The sequence below is a fragment of the Nonomuraea sp. NPDC004580 genome (assembly GCF_040609855.1).
GTDB lineage: Bacteria > Actinomycetota > Actinomycetes > Streptosporangiales > Streptosporangiaceae > Nonomuraea > Nonomuraea salmonea.
Window position 1 is genome coordinate 129,865 of the sequence record NZ_JBEXLH010000005.1, and the last position, 14,461, is coordinate 144,325.

General features: G+C 72.6%; 14 protein-coding genes. 7 read left to right on the forward strand and 7 right to left on the reverse strand.

All coding sequences use genetic code 11. The annotated features are described in order from the left end of the window. Window position 1 precedes the first annotated feature (1 nt). The 3 genes from ABZW11_RS09085 to ABZW11_RS09095 all read right to left on the reverse strand — a co-directional run bounded on the left by ABZW11_RS09085 (window position 2) and on the right by ABZW11_RS09095 (window position 3,234). Complete coding sequence (locus ABZW11_RS09085; RefSeq protein ID WP_355414308.1) at window positions 2-1,291, reverse strand: hypothetical protein; 1,290 nt, start codon at window positions 1,289-1,291, stop codon at window positions 2-4. Between the two features lie 231 nt (window positions 1,292-1,522). After that, a complete protein-coding gene (locus tag ABZW11_RS09090) occupies window positions 1,523-1,942 on the reverse strand; it encodes a hypothetical protein (RefSeq protein ID WP_355414310.1) in 420 nt (139 codons plus the stop codon). 125 nt (window positions 1,943-2,067) lie between these two features. Then, window positions 2,068-3,234 carry an alpha-hydroxy acid oxidase gene (locus ABZW11_RS09095; RefSeq protein WP_355414312.1) on the reverse strand — a complete coding sequence of 389 codons (1,167 nt, stop codon included), beginning with the start codon at window positions 3,232-3,234 and terminating at the stop codon, window positions 2,068-2,070. 89 nt (window positions 3,235-3,323) lie between these two features. Here ABZW11_RS09095 and ABZW11_RS09100 point away from each other — a divergent pair, with 89 nt between their 5' ends. Further along, window positions 3,324-3,974 carry a metal-dependent phosphohydrolase gene (locus ABZW11_RS09100; protein ID WP_355414314.1) on the forward strand — a complete coding sequence of 217 codons (651 nt, stop codon included), beginning with the start codon at window positions 3,324-3,326 and terminating at the stop codon, window positions 3,972-3,974. Here the strand turns inward: ABZW11_RS09100 and ABZW11_RS09105 are convergent. The 3 genes from ABZW11_RS09105 to ABZW11_RS09115 are packed head-to-tail and all read right to left on the reverse strand — an operon-like array spanning window position 3,927 to window position 6,175. After that, entirely contained in the window at window positions 3,927-4,190 is a 264-nt protein-coding gene (locus ABZW11_RS09105; RefSeq protein WP_355414316.1) for a DUF4031 domain-containing protein, read from the reverse strand. The two genes, ABZW11_RS09100 and ABZW11_RS09105, sit on opposite strands and share 48 nt — an antisense overlap. Further along, complete coding sequence (locus ABZW11_RS09110; RefSeq protein WP_355414318.1) at window positions 4,187-4,975, reverse strand: HAD family hydrolase; 789 nt, start codon at window positions 4,973-4,975, stop codon at window positions 4,187-4,189. The genes ABZW11_RS09105 and ABZW11_RS09110 overlap by 4 nt, the downstream gene beginning before the upstream one ends. Window positions 4,976-4,993: 18 nt before the next feature. Further along, window positions 4,994-6,175, reverse strand: coding sequence for a cytochrome P450 (locus ABZW11_RS09115; protein WP_355414320.1), 1,182 nt, complete (start codon window positions 6,173-6,175; stop codon window positions 4,994-4,996). Window positions 6,176-6,547: 372 nt separating this feature from the next. Here ABZW11_RS09115 and ABZW11_RS09120 point away from each other — a divergent pair, with 372 nt between their 5' ends. The 5 genes from ABZW11_RS09120 to ABZW11_RS09140 all read left to right on the forward strand — a co-directional run bounded on the left by ABZW11_RS09120 (window position 6,548) and on the right by ABZW11_RS09140 (window position 11,720). Beyond that, window positions 6,548-7,789 carry a hypothetical protein gene (locus tag ABZW11_RS09120; RefSeq protein WP_355414322.1) on the forward strand — a complete coding sequence of 414 codons (1,242 nt, stop codon included), beginning with the start codon at window positions 6,548-6,550 and terminating at the stop codon, window positions 7,787-7,789. Between the two features lie 51 nt (window positions 7,790-7,840). Next, the gene (locus ABZW11_RS09125) at window positions 7,841-8,527 is read left to right on the forward strand and encodes a DUF2786 domain-containing protein (RefSeq protein ID WP_355414324.1); all 687 of its coding nucleotides are present in this window, start codon (window positions 7,841-7,843) and stop codon (window positions 8,525-8,527) included. Between the two features lie 89 nt (window positions 8,528-8,616). Then, a complete protein-coding gene (locus ABZW11_RS09130) occupies window positions 8,617-9,654 on the forward strand; it encodes an Ldh family oxidoreductase (RefSeq protein WP_355414326.1) in 1,038 nt (345 codons plus the stop codon). Continuing rightward, entirely contained in the window at window positions 9,655-10,950 is a 1,296-nt protein-coding gene (locus ABZW11_RS09135) for an MFS transporter (protein WP_355414328.1), read from the forward strand. 5 nt (window positions 10,951-10,955) lie between these two features. After that, the gene (locus tag ABZW11_RS09140) at window positions 10,956-11,720 is read left to right on the forward strand and encodes an SDR family oxidoreductase (RefSeq protein WP_355414330.1); all 765 of its coding nucleotides are present in this window, start codon (window positions 10,956-10,958) and stop codon (window positions 11,718-11,720) included. A gap of 95 nt (window positions 11,721-11,815) precedes the next feature. On the opposite strand, the gene pgm is transcribed toward ABZW11_RS09140, so the two are convergent. Beyond that, on the reverse strand, window positions 11,816-13,447 hold the full coding sequence (gene pgm / locus ABZW11_RS09145) for a phosphoglucomutase (alpha-D-glucose-1,6-bisphosphate-dependent) (protein WP_355414332.1): 1,632 nt from the start codon (window positions 13,445-13,447) through the stop codon (window positions 11,816-11,818). Between the two features lie 97 nt (window positions 13,448-13,544). Here pgm and ABZW11_RS09150 point away from each other — a divergent pair, with 97 nt between their 5' ends. Then, on the forward strand, window positions 13,545-14,447 hold the full coding sequence (locus ABZW11_RS09150; RefSeq protein ID WP_355414334.1) for an LLM class F420-dependent oxidoreductase: 903 nt from the start codon (window positions 13,545-13,547) through the stop codon (window positions 14,445-14,447). Window positions 14,448-14,461 lie beyond the last annotated feature (14 nt).

Consider the following 14,461-nt stretch of genomic DNA (forward strand, 5'->3'; position numbering starts at 1 on the left):
CCTAGTCACCGGGCTTGCCTGACTGAGCGGACGTGTCGGGCGGGTCAAGCGGGATCGCCTCCAGGAACGGCTCGAAGTCGAAGTGCGCCATCTCGTACGCGTCGGGGTCGGTCTCCGACGGGTACCGGTAGAGCTTGCGTGGCCGCAGCCCCGGCCGGTCGACGAACATCTGGTTGATCGCCTCGGGGACGAGCCCCTTGCGCATCTCCTCGGCCAGCCCGTCGGCGACCTCCTTGTCGAAGGGCACCCGGTAGAGGGCGTCCACCTTCTGGTAGACGCGGAAATAGCTGACGATGAAGCGCATCCGGTCGGGATAGGACACCCAGTCGCGCACCCCGGCCAGCGATGCCTCGCGGTCCTCGGTGATGAACTCCTCGGCCAGCTTGCGCACCTTCTCGTTCTGGATGGGCGCCCACGCCTCGTCGAGGTCCACGCCGGGCGGTGGCGTCAGCGGCCCGCCGACCTTGACGTCGCTCAGCGGGGTCGCCACGGCGAACAGGTGGCGGGTGTAGAGCGAGGACCACAGGCCCTCCAGCGTGCGCGTCAGCCAGGGCTGGTCGGCGTGCGCGGCGGCGTACAGGCGGAAGCGGGGGAACGGGCGGCGCGTCACCAGGGAGCGCAGCGAGCGCCACGACACCCGGGTCAGCCAGCGCACCGGACGGTACAGCACGAGTTCGAGCGCCGCCTGCGCGCGCGCCTGCTCGTACGCCGACAGCGCGATGTTCGCCCCCAGCATCAGCTCGGCCCGCTCGGCCGGGTCCGGCGTCGCCGCGGCCGCCACCATGAGCTGCGCGGCGTCCTTCAGGTAGCGCGGGTCGGCCGGTGACAGCAGGTCGGTGAGGAACTCCGGCGGCGTCGGCGTCACCTCGGACTCGGGGCTGACCTTGAGGAAGCGGTCGGGGGTGTCGTTCCACAGGTTGACCGCCAGGCTGGCGGTCTCCAGGAAGATGGCCCGGTTGGCCAGCGCCAGCCCCAGCTGGTAGCTCGGCCCGAGCAGGGTCAGCAGCGCGGCCCTGAACAGCCGGCGGAAGCGCTGCGGCACGCGCAGGCGGCGGCCGAAATCGTCGATGAACGGCGAGCCGGGGCCGAGGTCGAGGCTCGCCCCGACGGCCTTGGAGGTCCAGGTGGCGTAGCAGTACCAGTTGTTCGCCTCCCGGCCCAGGTGGGCCGCGAGGTCGGAGGCCACGCGGTGGTAGCTGTAGGCGATGACCATCGCTTCGAGTGCCGCGCTCCGGTCCTTGTACGCCGCGATGCGCAGCACGTCGTCGGCGGTCATCGGAGTGTCGGACATCAAGTCTCCCGTTATGCCGGTCCCGTCGCCCCCGAGGCATGCTCATGGAGTAAAGAGCGCTCCCAGGAGCGTCAGATACAGTCGGCGGCCTGCTTTGCCCCGTGGCCGCCAGGGCTGGAGCATAGGAGTGTCCGCTTGCGGGGGGCTTGCACTAGCATCGCCATGCTTTTCGGCCTTGGTGCTGGGTTCGTTCATCGGCCCGTCCCCAGGACCGCCCGGGGCGGGTGCCGCTCACTCCTTGACGGCGATCTTGCTGATCACCACGAATCCGCCGAGCGCCCCCGAGCTGCCGGCGGCCGTGGTGGTGGTGAGGTTGACCACGAGGTCATAGGTGCCGGGGGACAGCTGCCCCCGCATCGGTATGGAGGCCGTGTATCGCCCGGAGCCCGGGGTGAACGTCATCTCAACCGGCGGCGCGGGATGCCGCGACTCGCCGCCGCCGATCCGGTCGGCGATGATCTCCAACTGCCAGCGGCCCACCAGCCAGTCGACAAGCTCACCGGTGACCTCCCAGCTCACGTCCACGGTCCAGCCCTCGCCACAGTGGACGACGTTCGTGGGCTGCGCCCCGGGATCGACCACCTGGCCATGGAGAATGCCCGCCAGCTGCTCGGCCGGCACTTTCATCACCTGGAATTCTCCGGTCGCCATTGCGATCTCCTCTCCGCGGGACGGGTCCCCGTGCGAAGGAGCAGAGCGACGACGGCGGCGGCGAAATACGAGCTTTCCGCCTCTGACATGGCGCCGTTTCTTCTGGCGGCCCCTGGGATCGGGGGTCAGCGGTCCCTGAGCTTGACGAGGTCGGGGCCCAGCCCCTCGACGCCGCCCGCGCCGAGCAGTTGCAGCGTCCGCACGAGCTCGGCCCGCAGCAGTGCGAGCACCCGGTCCACGCCCGCCTCACCACCGGCCATCAGGCCATAGAGGTAGGCCCTGCCGACGAAGCAGGCGCGGGCGCCCAGCGCCACCGCGGCCGCCACGTCGGCCCCGCTGCGCACGCCGCCGTCGAGGAAGACCTCGGTGCGGTCACCGGCCGCCGCCACCACGGCGGGCAGCAGCTCCAGCGGGGTGGCCGACCGGTCGAGCTGGCGCCCGCCGTGGTTGGACACCACGACGCCGTCCACGCCCAGCGCGGCCAGCTCCTTGGCGTCGTCGGCCCGCTGCACGCCCTTGACCAGCAGCCGCCCCCGCCACGCCGACCTGATCCACTCCAGGTCGGCGAACGTCACAGAAGGGTCGAACATCAGGTTCGTCAGCCCCGCGAGGTCCTCTGGAGCGCCGTCCACGGTGGCGAACCTGAGCGGCTCACCGGTCAGGAAGTCGAACCACCACGCCGGATGCCGCACCGCCTCCAGCACGCCGCGCCAGCGCAGCGTGGGCGGGACCGTCAGGCCGTGGCGCACGTCGCGCAGCCGCGCCCCCGCCACCGGCACGTCCACGGTCACCACCAGCACGTCCATGCCGGCCTCCGAGGCCATCGCCAGCGTCTCCAGGGTGCGGGCGCGGTCGCGGACCACGTACAGCTGGAACCAGTTCCAGCCGGCGGGCGCGGCCGCGGCCACGCCGGCCGCCGTCGTGGTGCCCATGGTGGACAGCGTGTACGGGACGCCCGCGCGCTGCGCCGCCCGCGCCACCGCCCGCTCGCCGGACCGGTGCATCATGCGGGTGAACCCGGTCGGCCCGAGCACGACCGGCATCGAGACGCGCCGGCCCAGGATCTCCACCGAGGTGGGCGCGTCGGAGACGTCACGCAGCACCCGGGGCGCGAACTCCACCCGCTCGAACGCCGCCACCGACCTGGCCAGCGACAGCTCGGACTCGGCGGCGCCGTCGACGTAGTCGAACACCATGCGCGGAGCCCGCCGCGCGGCCAGCCGCCGCAGATCGGCCACGTCGGCCGCGGCCGCCACCCGGGCCGCGCGCGACCAGCGGGGGCCTCGTGGCATGACGGCCCGCAGCTCCCGCCACCGGGGCAGGCGCCGAGCGTCTCCGCCTGTCGTACCGATGCCCGGAACGCTACCACTACGGTGGAGACATGATCGAGGGTGCGACGTCCTTCCCGCGGTGGGCGGAGCCGGCGGGGGAGTCGCGCGCCTCGCGCGCCGTGCACGCCGAGCTGCTGGCCCGCTGGTCCGAGCCGCACCGCCGCTACCACACCCGCGACCACCTGGCCGCCGTACTCGCCGCGATCGACCTGCTGCCCGGCGAGGCCGGCGACGAGGCCGCGGTACGCCTGGCCGCCTGGTTCCACGACGCCGTCTACGACGGCAGGCCGGGCTGGGACGAGGAGCGCAGCGCCCAGCTCGCCCAGTCGAGGCTCCCGCGCTGCGGCGTGCCGGCGCGCCGGGTGTCGGAGGTGGCCAGGCTGGTACGCATCACGGCGGCCCACGACACGCTCGCCCCCGGCGACCGCGACGGCGCCGTGCTCTGCGACGCCGACCTCGCGGTGCTGGGCGGCCCCGGCTACGACGCCTACGCCCGCGCCGTCCGCCAGGAGTACGCCCACGTGCCTGACGACCTGTTCGCCGCCGGGCGGAGCGAGGTGCTGCGCCGGCTGCTCGCCACGCCCGTCCTGTTCCGCACGCCACGCGCGCGGGAGCTCTGGGAGGAGCCCGCGCGGGCCAACATGACCGCCGAGCTAGCGGCGCTTGCGGCGGCGCAGACCGGCCGCGATCAGCCGCTGTAGCAGCTCGCGCGAGCTGACCGCCTCTGCGCCCAGCTCCACCGCCCGCGCGTGCACGGTCTCCGGCACGTCGTAGTGGTCACGGTCGAACGCCCGCGGCGGCACGCCCAGCCGTCCCGCGAAGTCGTGCAGCTCGTCAAGGGAGGTGTCGCTGACGAGGTGCGACCACATCAGGCCGCGCGGTCCCGGCCAGTCGGGCGGATCGATCAGTACGGTCACCCTCTCAAGGGTAGGACCCGCCCACGCACCCCCAGCTCACTCAGATCACCCACGACGACGAGCCCGCCCGCAGCGTCCCCCGCAGCGTCCCCCGCAGCGTCCCCCGCCGCGTCCCCGGCCGCGTCTTCCGCCTTCGCGCCGACCGCGACCACCGTGCCGAAGCCGCCCTTCCTGCCCGCCTCGACGGCCGGCAGCGCGGAGGCCACCACGGCGATCCCGGCGGCCGGCAGGTCGAGCCGGCGCGCGGCCTCCAGGAAGAGCGCCGGGTCAGGCGTGCCCGGCAGGTTCATCAGCGCGGCGTCGTTGCCGTCCACCATGAGGTCGAACAGGTGCATCACCCCCGCCGATGTGACCAGCCTGCGGCCGTGCAGGCCGGCGGAGACGGCCGCCGTACGGGCGCCGCGCCTGCGCAGCTCGTGCAGCAGCGCCACCGTGGGCGGGAAGGCGGCCACGCCGTACTTGCCGACCTGCTCCAGGAAGGAGCGGTCCTTGGCCAGGCCCAGCCCGTGCACGGTGGGGGCGCCGGGCTCGTCGGCCGGCGAGCCCTCGGGCACGGTGATGCCGCGCGCGCCCAGGAAGGTGCGGATGCCGTCGAGCCGCGGCCGGCCGTCCACGTGCCGCAGGTAGTCGTCGCGGATGTCGAACGGCTCCGAGCGGCCGCGCAGGAAGGCGTCGAAGACGTGTTTCCAGGCGGCCGCGTGTCCCCGAGCGGTGTCGGTGACCACGCCGTCGGTGTCGAAGACGACGGCGCTGATCACGGTCAGGTCGATGACGTGCTCGTCCACATGGCGAACGTAACCGCTCTACCAGGCGACGGGTAGCTCTTTGACGCCGTAGACGATGGCCAGTTCCCTGAACGGCACCTCGCCCGCCACCCGCAGGCCGGGGAAGCGGCGCAGCAGCGCCGGGAAGGCGATGCGCATCTCCATCTGGGCGAGCGGCGCGCCGACGCAGCGGTGGATGCCGTGGCCGAACGCCATGTGCGAGCCCGCGGTCTCGCGGCCAGGGCGCACCTCGTCCATGCCCTCGCCGAGCGCGGGGTCGCGGTTGGCGCCGGTGAGCGAGCACAGCACCATCTCGCCCTTCTTGATCGGCACCCCGTGCAGCTCCAGGTCGTCGCGGGCGAAGCGGGGGAAGGCGACCTGCACGACCGTCATGTAGCGCAGCAGCTCCTCGACCACGTCCACGATGTAGCCGTCGACCTCGCGCACCTTGGCCGCCTGCTCGGGGTTCTGGATCAGCCACAGGGTGCCGAGCGCGAGCATGCTGGTGCTGGTGTCGTGGCCGCCGGTGAGCAGGCCGTCGGCCATGCTGGCGAGCGTGCGGTCGTCCAGCTCGTCGCCGTGCTCGCGCAGCAGCTGGCCCAGCAGGCCGTCGCCGGGGTTCTGCCGCTCGCGGGCGACCAGGTCCACGAGGTACGTCATCGCGTCGTTGATGGCCTGCAGCGACGCCTCGGGCCCCGCGGTGAAGTCGAACCGGTCCTTGCTGATCTTGACGAAGCCGGCCCGCTCCTCGTAGGGGACGCCGAGCAGCTCGCACACCACCAGCGAGGGGATCGGCAGGCAGAACTCCTCCATGAGGTCCACCGGCATGCCCTCGGCGCCCTTGGCCTCGATGCGGTCGAGGTGCTCCTCGACCATGGCCTCGATGCGCGGCTCCAGGCGGCGCAGCCGCCGCATGGTGAACTCGGGTGTGAGGAACTTGCGCAGCCGCGTGTGCTCGGGCGGGTCGCGGAAGCCCAGGCCGCCCGGGTCCTCCTGGTTGGAGCCGAGCCCGATCACGCCGGCGAAGTCGTTGCTGAAGCGCTCGTGGTCGCCGAGCACCGCGCGGACGTCCTCCCAGCGGGTGACGAGGTAGACGGTCTGCCCTCCGGGGATCTCCATCGGGAAGACCGGGTGCTCGCTCCTGATGCGGCCGAGCTCGCCCACCGGGTCGAACCCCTCACGCATGAACTGGACGAGCGGGAACTCTTCTGTCTCTGACATCGATATCCGTCCTGCTGGGATGCATCACACCAAGTTGGGATAAATCCCTGCATCGATGGTCCCATCCGGATGGACGGGTGTTGCCCTCCGAAAGGAGGAATTTACCCCTCCGACTGGCCGACGGCGGCGGCAGGGTCACCGGCTGAACTGCCTCTTCCGGGTCTCATTGTGCGCGGGCCGCGCGAGCCGGTGCCACCCCTTAGGCGCGCGGGATGGCGCGTTCCAGGCGTGTACGTTGCGTCAAGGTCACAGAACTGCCGTGAAACCGGGGCAAACTGGGGCAGCAGACGGCGTTTGGCGTACAAGATGGCGACATTCTGCGATGATCTCGTCGCATAGAGCCGGAGTTTGAGCCCTCACGGATAGTGACAGATGCCGACATTTGAGGAAATAACAGCCTTCATCACCGAGAAGCCGCTCGCCACCGCCGTCATCGCGCTGCTGAGCCTGGCCGGGCTGGTCCTGGCCTTCCTGGTGCTCAGGGTCGTCTGGCGCGTCGTCGCCTGGTTGTGGTCCAGGTACGTCGCCCCGCGCCCCATCGAGGACGTGCTGACCATCGTGGCCGCCTCCATCGCCACCGGCGTGTCCGCGCAGGGCATGTGGCGCTTCTCCGGCGACGTGCTGGGGCTCGACGGCCCGCTGCGGTTACTGCTGTTCGCGTTCATCGAGGTCGCGATCATCACCAGCGCCGTACGCGCCCGCCGCAACATGCGCGAGAACTTCTCCGCCGGCATCGACGGCATCGCCGTGTGGGCTCTGACGTGCCTGACCGCCGTGCTGTCCAGCATGGACGCGCGCAGCCTGCCCGAGGCCGTCTTCCGCCTCGCCGCCCCGCTCGTGGCCGCCTGGCTGTGGGAGCGCGGCATGGCCATCGAGCGCCACCGCATCCGCGGCACCGGCCGCATCAACTGGCGGCTCACCCCCGAGCGGCTGCTGGTCAGGATGGGCCTGGCCGAGGTCAGCGACCGTACCGCCAGCGAGGTCGACGCCCACCGCAGGCTGACCAGGGTGGCGCTGGCCGCCAAGAAGGCCAAGGCGCTGCGCGAGGGCGGCGCGTCCGAGCGCAAGATGCGCGCCGCGCTCGCCAAGCTCGACAAGGCGATGGACCAGGCCGTCGAGCACACCGGGCTGGCCGTCGATCCGCAGCGCCAGGAGGCCCTGCTGGCCCAGATCGCCGCGCTCTACAACACCTCCGCGCTCATCGACGCCGACCCCCGCGTGCCGTGGGAGCAGGACGCCGAGCAGCGCCCCGTGCCCGCCCGCCCCGCGCTGCCGCCGGCCCTGGCCGAGCTGGTCCGCGAGGAGGACGAGGACGTCACCGTGCTAGACGCCACCCCGCAGGTGGTCAGCACCGCCGAGCGCGCCGCCCTCATGCGGGCCGCCCGCGAGTTCTGGGACCGGCAGATCGCCAAGGGCATCGTCCCGCGCACGGTGGACATCGCCCAGGAGATCGGCATCTCGCTGGCCACCGCGCGCGAGTACCGCGCCCTGTGGAAGCTGGAGCCCCGCGCGCACGCCCTCATCGAGGCGCTCTACCAGCAGCACGGCATCGTCGACACCGGCGCCTTCCCCGCCATCGCCGACGACGGGCGGGTCCTGACGAGCAAGTCCTAGCCCCGGCTAGCATCGTTCCCGCAGACAGGCGGGCACGGGAGGGGGCCTCGGTTGCGGGAGCGCACGCTCGACCGCGTCAGGAAGCTGCTGGCCAAGGCCGAGCGCACCGACAACGAGCACGAGCGGGCCACCTTCATGGCCGCCGCGTCGGCGCTGATGGCCAAGCACGGCATCGACTCGCTGCCGCCCGCCGGCACCCGCCAGACCCCCGCCGACCGCATCGTCACCCTGCCGCCCCCGTGGGCCGGGGAGAAGGCCAGGCTGGTGAGCCTGGTGGCGCAGGCCGTACGGTGCCGGCCGCTGCTCATCGGGCGCGGCGACGGCGGGCAGCGGGTGCACGTGTTCGGCTTCGCCGCCGACCTGGAGCGGGCCGACGTGCTCGCCACCTCGCTGCTGCTGCAGATGGCCTCCGGCCTGGCCAGGACCGAGCCGCCGGCCGGCGCCGTCCGCGCCTACCGGCGCTCCTGGCTGCTCGGCTTCACCGACGAGGTCTACCGGCTGCTGTGCGCGGCCGAGAAGCAGGCGGAGGCCGAGGCGGCCCCCACCGGCACCGCGATCGTCCTGGCCGACCGCAGGGCGGAGGTCGACCGGGTGGTCGCCGCGCACTATCCGCACGTCCGCATGAGCGTCCCGCGGACGAGCGGCACCGGCTACCGCGCGGGCGTCGCCGCGGGCCGCAGGGCCGACCTCGGACGTACGGGGATGAGCACCGCCACGGCCCCCGAACTCGGGCGGTAAGCCCTTTCCGGACGGCCGTTTGACCCCCTGGCGATTCGGGCATAAGCGCGCACACGGAACGCAGTCCTGCCGAAGCGAGACCGGTCACCGTGAACGCATCCGTACGTGTCCTCGCCGCCGACCACCTCCGCACCCTCGCCCGCGACCTCCTGGCCGCCGCTTCCGTACCGCACGACACGGCGGCCGTCGTCGCCGAGTCGCTGGTCGAAGCCGACTTGGCCGGCCACGGCTCGCACGGCGTGCGCCGCGTCAAGCCCTACCTCGACCGCATCCAGACCGGGGAGATCGTCCCGGGAGCCGTCCCCGAGGTGGTCTCGCGTCGCGGGGCGACGGCGGTCGTGTCGGGGCGGCGCGGCTTCGGCCAGGCGGCCGCCCGCCTGGCCGCCGCCGAGGCGGGGGAACTGGCCGCCGCCCACGGCGTCGGCGTGGTCGCCGTCGGGGAGTGCAACCACGTGGGCCGGCTCGGCGAGTACGCCGGGACGCTCGCGCTGCGCGGCCTCGCGGCGCAGATCGTGGGCAACGCCGACCCCACCGTGGCGCCGTACGGCGGGCACCGCAGGATGCTCGGCACCAACCCGATGGCCTGGGCCGTGCCCCGTGCGAACGGCGCGGCCGTGGTCATGGACTGGGCGACCGCCGCCATCGCCGAGGGCAAGCTGGGCCTGCTGCTCGCCGCCGGGTCTCCGGCGCCCCCAGGGGTGCTCGTCGATCCCGGCGGACGGCCGTCCACCGACCCGGCCGACTTCTACCGGGGCGGGGCGCTGCTGCCGTTCGGCGGTCACAAGGGCTACGGGCTGAGCGTGCTCATCGAGCTGGTCGGCGGCCTGCTCACCGGCACGGGAACGGCCTGCTCGCCCGCGTACGACGGCACGTTCGGCACGGTCGTCACCGCCGTGGACATCGCCGCCTTCGTCCCCCTGGACGACTATGTCGCCCAGGTCGAATCCTTCTGCGCCGCGCTGCGCGCCTCAGGCCCCGAGGTGGTCGTTCCGGGGGAGCCCGAGGCCAGGACGCGCGCCGAGCGGCTCGGGAAGGGCGTGCCGGTGCCCGCGCCGGTGTGGGCGGAGCTGGGGGAGGTCGCCGCGCGGCTCGGCGTTCCGTGGCCCGACACGCCCCCTGGAGGTTAGATGTCCGCCACACCCGAATTACGGCGCGTCGTCCTGGGCGCCCTCGTGGGCACCGCCCTGGAGTGGTACGACTTCTTCATCTACGGCACCGCCGCCGCCCTTGTCTTCAACCGCCTGTTCTTCACCGACGCCGACCCCGCCACCGGCACCATCGTGGCCTTCGCCACCTTCGGGGTGGGGTTCGTGGTGCGGCCGTTCGGCGGGGTGCTCTTCGGCCATCTCGGCGACCGGATCGGCCGCCGCTCCACGCTGATCGTCACCACCCTGATCATGGGCGTGTCGACCGGGCTGATCGGCCTGCTGCCCACGTACCCGGCGATCGGGGTGCTCGCGCCCATCCTGCTCACGCTGCTGCGCGTCTGCCAGGGGCTCGGCGCGGGCGCCGAGTTCGGCGGCGCCGCCACGCTGCTCGCCGAGCACGCGCCGCAGGGGCGGCGCGGCTACTACGCCTCTTTCGCCCAGACCGGCGTGCAGATCGGCCTCGTGCTCGGCACCTCGGCGTTCCTGCTGGTCCAGCTGCTGCCCGAGGAGGAGTTCCTGGCGTGGGGCTGGCGGGTGCCGTTCCTGGTCAGCTTCCTGCTCATCGGCGTCGCCCTGTACGTGCGGCTGCGTGTCACGGAATCCCCCGTCTTCCAGCGCATGGCCGAGACCAGGGAGATCGTCAAGCTGCCGATCAGAGACGCGATCGTCCGCTACCCGCGCAACTTCCTCGTCGGCGTCGGCGCGCACATCTGCGACACGGCCGTGGTCTACACGCTCGCCACCTTCAGCGTCGCGTACGCCACCGGCCGGCTCGGACTGAGCAGCCACACCGCGCTGCTCGGCGTGATCCTGTTCGGGCTGACCGTCATCGTGCTGCAGCCGGTGTACGGGCACCTGTCGGACCGGGTGGGGCGGCGCCCGCTCAACCTGTTCAGCGTCGTGTTCGTGGCCCTGTACGTCTATCCGTACTTCCTGCTCGTCGACACCGGCGTGCCCTGGCTGGTGCACCTGGCCATGATGGTCATGGGCGCCTTCGGCTTCGCGCCGCAGGTCGCCGTGCAGCCGGTGTTCTACGCCGAGCTGTTCGGCGCCCGCGTGCGCTACACCGGCTTCGCCGCCTCGCGCGAGCTGGGCGCGGCGGTGGCCGGGTTCTCGCCGCTCATCGGCGCGGCGCTGGCCGAGCGCATGGGCGGCGCCCCCTGGCTGGTGGCGGCCTTCCTCATCGGCACGGCGGTCATCTCGTTCGCGGCCTTCTACGCCTCACGCGAATCCAAGGACATCGACATCGCGGCCTTCGACCCACTCAAGGAGTGACCGGCATGGACATCAACGGCAGCGTCGCCGTGATCACCGGCGGCGGCACCGGCATCGGCGCGGCGGTGGCGGAGCGGCTGGCCGCCAAGGGCGCGGCGGCGGTGGTCGTCAACTACTCCCGCTCGGCCGACGAGGCCCGCGCCACCGTCTCGCGGCTGGAGAGCATGGGCTGCAAGGCGTCGGCGGTGGCGGCCGACGTGTCCGACGACGCCGCCGTACGCCGGATGGCCGAGCGCGTGCTCGCCGACCACGGGCGGGTGGACGCGCTGGTGTGCAACGCGGGCACCACCACCTGGGTGCCGTTCCCCGACCTGGAGGGGCTGACCGACGAGGTGTGGCGGCGGCTGCTCGGCGTCAACCTCATGGGGCCGTTCTACTGCGCCCGCGCCTTCGCCCCCGCCCTGCGCGCGTCGCGGGGCGCCGTCGTCAACGTCGCCTCCATCGCGGGGCTGCAGGCCACGGGCTCGTCCATCGCGTACGGGGTGAGCAAGGCGGCGCTCATCCACCTCACCCGCGACCTGGCGGTGGCGCTCGGCCCCGAGGTCAGGGTGAACGCCGTCGCGCCCGGCATCGTGGCCACCCGATGGCACATCGACCGGGTGGGGGAGCAGGTGTTCTCGGAGATGGCGGCGAAGGAGGAGCTCAAGGCCCCGCTCCGCCGCACCGCCCAGCCCGGCCACATCGCCCAGATGGTCACTGGTCTGCTGGAAGCGGACCTGGTGACAGGCGAGGTCCTGATCGGCGACGGCGGCCGCCACCTCGGCTACTGACCGTCCGGCAGGTGTTCGGGCGGCGGGCCTCCGACCGGCGGGCCCTCGCCCGAGGCCCGCTCCCGGATGGGGCCCGCCCCGCTTGGGGCGGGCCTTCAGGCGAGGGCGGCGGAGACCAGGGAGCGGGCCTCCTCCTGGACCTTGGCCAGGTGGTCGGGGCCCTTGAAGGACTCGGCGTAGATCTTGTAGACGTCCTCGGTGCCCGACGGCCGGGCCGCGAACCAGGCGTTCTCCGTCGAGACCTTCACGCCGCCGAGCGCGGCGTCGTTGCCGGGCGCCGACGTCTGCACGGCCGTGATCGGCTCGCCGGCCAGCGACGTGGCCGTCACCTGCGCGGCCGACAGCTTGCCGAGCACGGCCTTCTCCTCGCGGGTGGCGGGCGCGTCGACGCGGGCGTACGCGGGCTCGCCGAACCGCTCGGTCAGCGTGCGGTAGTGGGCGCTCGGCGACTCCCCGGTGACCGCGAGGATCTCGGAGGCCAGCAGGGCGAGGATGATGCCGTCCTTGTCGGTCGTCCACACCGACCCGTCGCGCCGCAGGAACGACGCACCCGCGCTCTCTTCGCCGCCGAACCCGAGCGACCCGTCGAGCAGGCCGGGCACGAACCACTTGAAGCCGACCGGCACCTCGTACAGCCGCCGCCCCAGCGACTGCGCCACGCGGTCGATGATGCCGCTGCTCACCATCGTCTTGCCCACGCCGGCGTCGGCCGGCCAGCCGTCGCGGTGGGAGTAGAGGTAGGAGACGGCGACGGCGAGGTAGTGGTTGGGGTTCATCAGGCCGCCGTCGGGGGTGACGATGCCGTGCCGGTCGGCGTCGGCGTCGTTGCCGGTGGCGATGTCGTAGGTGTCGCGGGCGGAGATGAGGGAGGCCATCGCGTACGGTGACGAGCAGTCCATGCGGATCTTGCCGTCCCAGTCGAGCGTCATGAACCGCCACGTCGGATCGACCAGCGGATTGACCACGGTCAGCGACAGCCCGTGCCGCTCGGCGATCTCCCCCCAGTAGGCCACGCTCGCCCCGCCCAGCGGGTCGGCCCCGATGCGCACCCCGGCCGATCTGATCGCGTCGAGGTCGACGACGCTCGGCAGGTCGTCGGCGTACGTGCCGAGGAAGTCGTAGCGGCCCGCCCGCTGCAGCGCCGTGGCGTAGGGGACCCGGCGCACGCCCTTGAGACCGTCCTGCAGCAGCTGGTTGGCGCGGTCCTGGATCCAGGAGGTGGCCTCGGTGCCGGCCGGGCCGCCGTGCGGCGGGTTGTACTTGAACCCGCCGTCGCCCGGCGGGTTGTGCGACGGCGTCACCACCACGCCGTCGGCAAGTCCGGCCGTGCGGCCCTGGTTGTGGCGCAGGATGGCGTGGGAGACGGCGGGCGTCGGCGTGTAGCCGTCGCGCGAGTCGATCAGCACGTCGACGCCGTTGGCCGCGAAGACCTCAAGGGCCGACACGCGCGCGGGCTCCGAGAGCGCGTGGGTGTCGATGCCCAGGAACAAGGGGCCGTCGGTGCCCTGGTCGCGCCGGTATTCGCAGATCGCCTGGCTGGTGGCCAGGATGTGGTCCTCGTTGAAGGCCGTCCGCAGCGACGAGCCCCGATGCCCCGAGGTGCCGAACGCGACCCGCTGCCCCACCTCGCCCGCGTCGGGATGCAGCGCGTAATAGGACGTCACCAGCCTGGCGACGTCGACCAGATCGGAGGGCCGGGCGGGCTGTCCTGCGCGTTCGTGGGTCATGTAGGTCACTTTACAAACGGGGAGCGGCCCGGCGGGTGACCGCGTGGCGGCGTGGGGAGATACATTCGCCTCAGCCACTAGAACGGAGTTCTGTTCCATGCGATACGGCATCCTGCTCTCGGAGTCCGCCAAAGACGGTGACCCCATCACCGGCCTGCGCGACCAGATCGCCGGCGCCGCCGAGCGCGGCTTCACCTCGGCCTGGCTGTCCAACATCTTCGGCCTCGACGCCATCACCGCCCTGACCGCGGCCGGCGTCCAGGCCCCGCCTCTGGAGCTCGGCACCGCGGTCGTGCCCACGTACCCGCGCCACCCGGCCGTGCTCGCCCAGCAGGCCATGACCGCCAGCGCCGCGCTGGGCGGCCGGTTCACACTCGGCATCGGCCTGTCGCACCAGGTCGTCATCGAGGGCGTCTACGGCTACAGCTTCGAGCGGCCCGGCAGGCACATGAAGGAGTACTTGGACATCCTGCTGCCGCTTTCGCGCGGCGAGAAGGTGTCGTACCAGGGCGAGACGCTCAAGGCCGAGCTGAAGCTCGGCACGCCTGGCGCGGGCCTGCCCGTGCTCGTGGCCGCGCTCGGCCCCCGCATGCTCAAGCTCGCGGGCACCGTCGCCGACGGCACCGTGCTCTGGATGACGGGGCCGAAGACGATCGCCGAGCACATCGCGCCGACCATCAGGGCCGCCGCGGCCGAGGCCGGACGTCCCGAGCCGCGCATCGTCTGCTCCCTGCCCATCAGCGTCACCGACGACCCCGAGGGCGCCGTCGCCCGCGCCAACGAGATCTTCTCGGTGTACGGGACGCTGCCCAGCTACCGCGCCATGCTCGACAGGGAGGGCGCGGCGACGCCCGGCGACGTCGCCATCGTCGGCGACGAGGACACCGTGCTCGCCAGGCTCGACCAGCTCAGGCAGGCCGGGGTGACCGACTTCGTGGCCTCGCCGTTCGCCGGCCGCCAGCGCACACTCGACCTGCTGACCGGCGCGGCGAAGGGCTGAGCGCCCGGAGTCCC

Excerpts from the sequence above, each read along its gene's own strand:
- ABZW11_RS09085 (WP_355414308.1), bottom strand. The coding sequence starts at position 1,291 with ATGTCCGACACTCCGATGACCGCCGACGACGTGCTGCGCATCGCGGCG.
- ABZW11_RS09090 (WP_355414310.1), bottom strand. The coding sequence starts at position 1,942 with ATGGCGACCGGAGAATTCCAGGTGATGAAAGTGCCGGCCGAGCAGCTG.
- ABZW11_RS09095 (WP_355414312.1), bottom strand. The coding sequence starts at position 3,234 with ATGCCACGAGGCCCCCGCTGGTCGCGCGCGGCCCGGGTGGCGGCCGCG.
- ABZW11_RS09100 (WP_355414314.1), top strand. The coding sequence starts at position 3,324 with ATGATCGAGGGTGCGACGTCCTTCCCGCGGTGGGCGGAGCCGGCGGGG.
- ABZW11_RS09115 (WP_355414320.1), bottom strand. The coding sequence starts at position 6,175 with ATGTCAGAGACAGAAGAGTTCCCGCTCGTCCAGTTCATGCGTGAGGGG.
- ABZW11_RS09120 (WP_355414322.1), top strand. The coding sequence starts at position 6,548 with ATGCCGACATTTGAGGAAATAACAGCCTTCATCACCGAGAAGCCGCTC.
- ABZW11_RS09135 (WP_355414328.1), top strand. The coding sequence starts at position 9,655 with ATGTCCGCCACACCCGAATTACGGCGCGTCGTCCTGGGCGCCCTCGTG.
- ABZW11_RS09140 (WP_355414330.1), top strand. The coding sequence starts at position 10,956 with ATGGACATCAACGGCAGCGTCGCCGTGATCACCGGCGGCGGCACCGGC.
- pgm (WP_355414332.1), bottom strand. The coding sequence starts at position 13,447 with ATGACCCACGAACGCGCAGGACAGCCCGCCCGGCCCTCCGATCTGGTC.
- ABZW11_RS09150 (WP_355414334.1), top strand. The coding sequence starts at position 13,545 with ATGCGATACGGCATCCTGCTCTCGGAGTCCGCCAAAGACGGTGACCCC.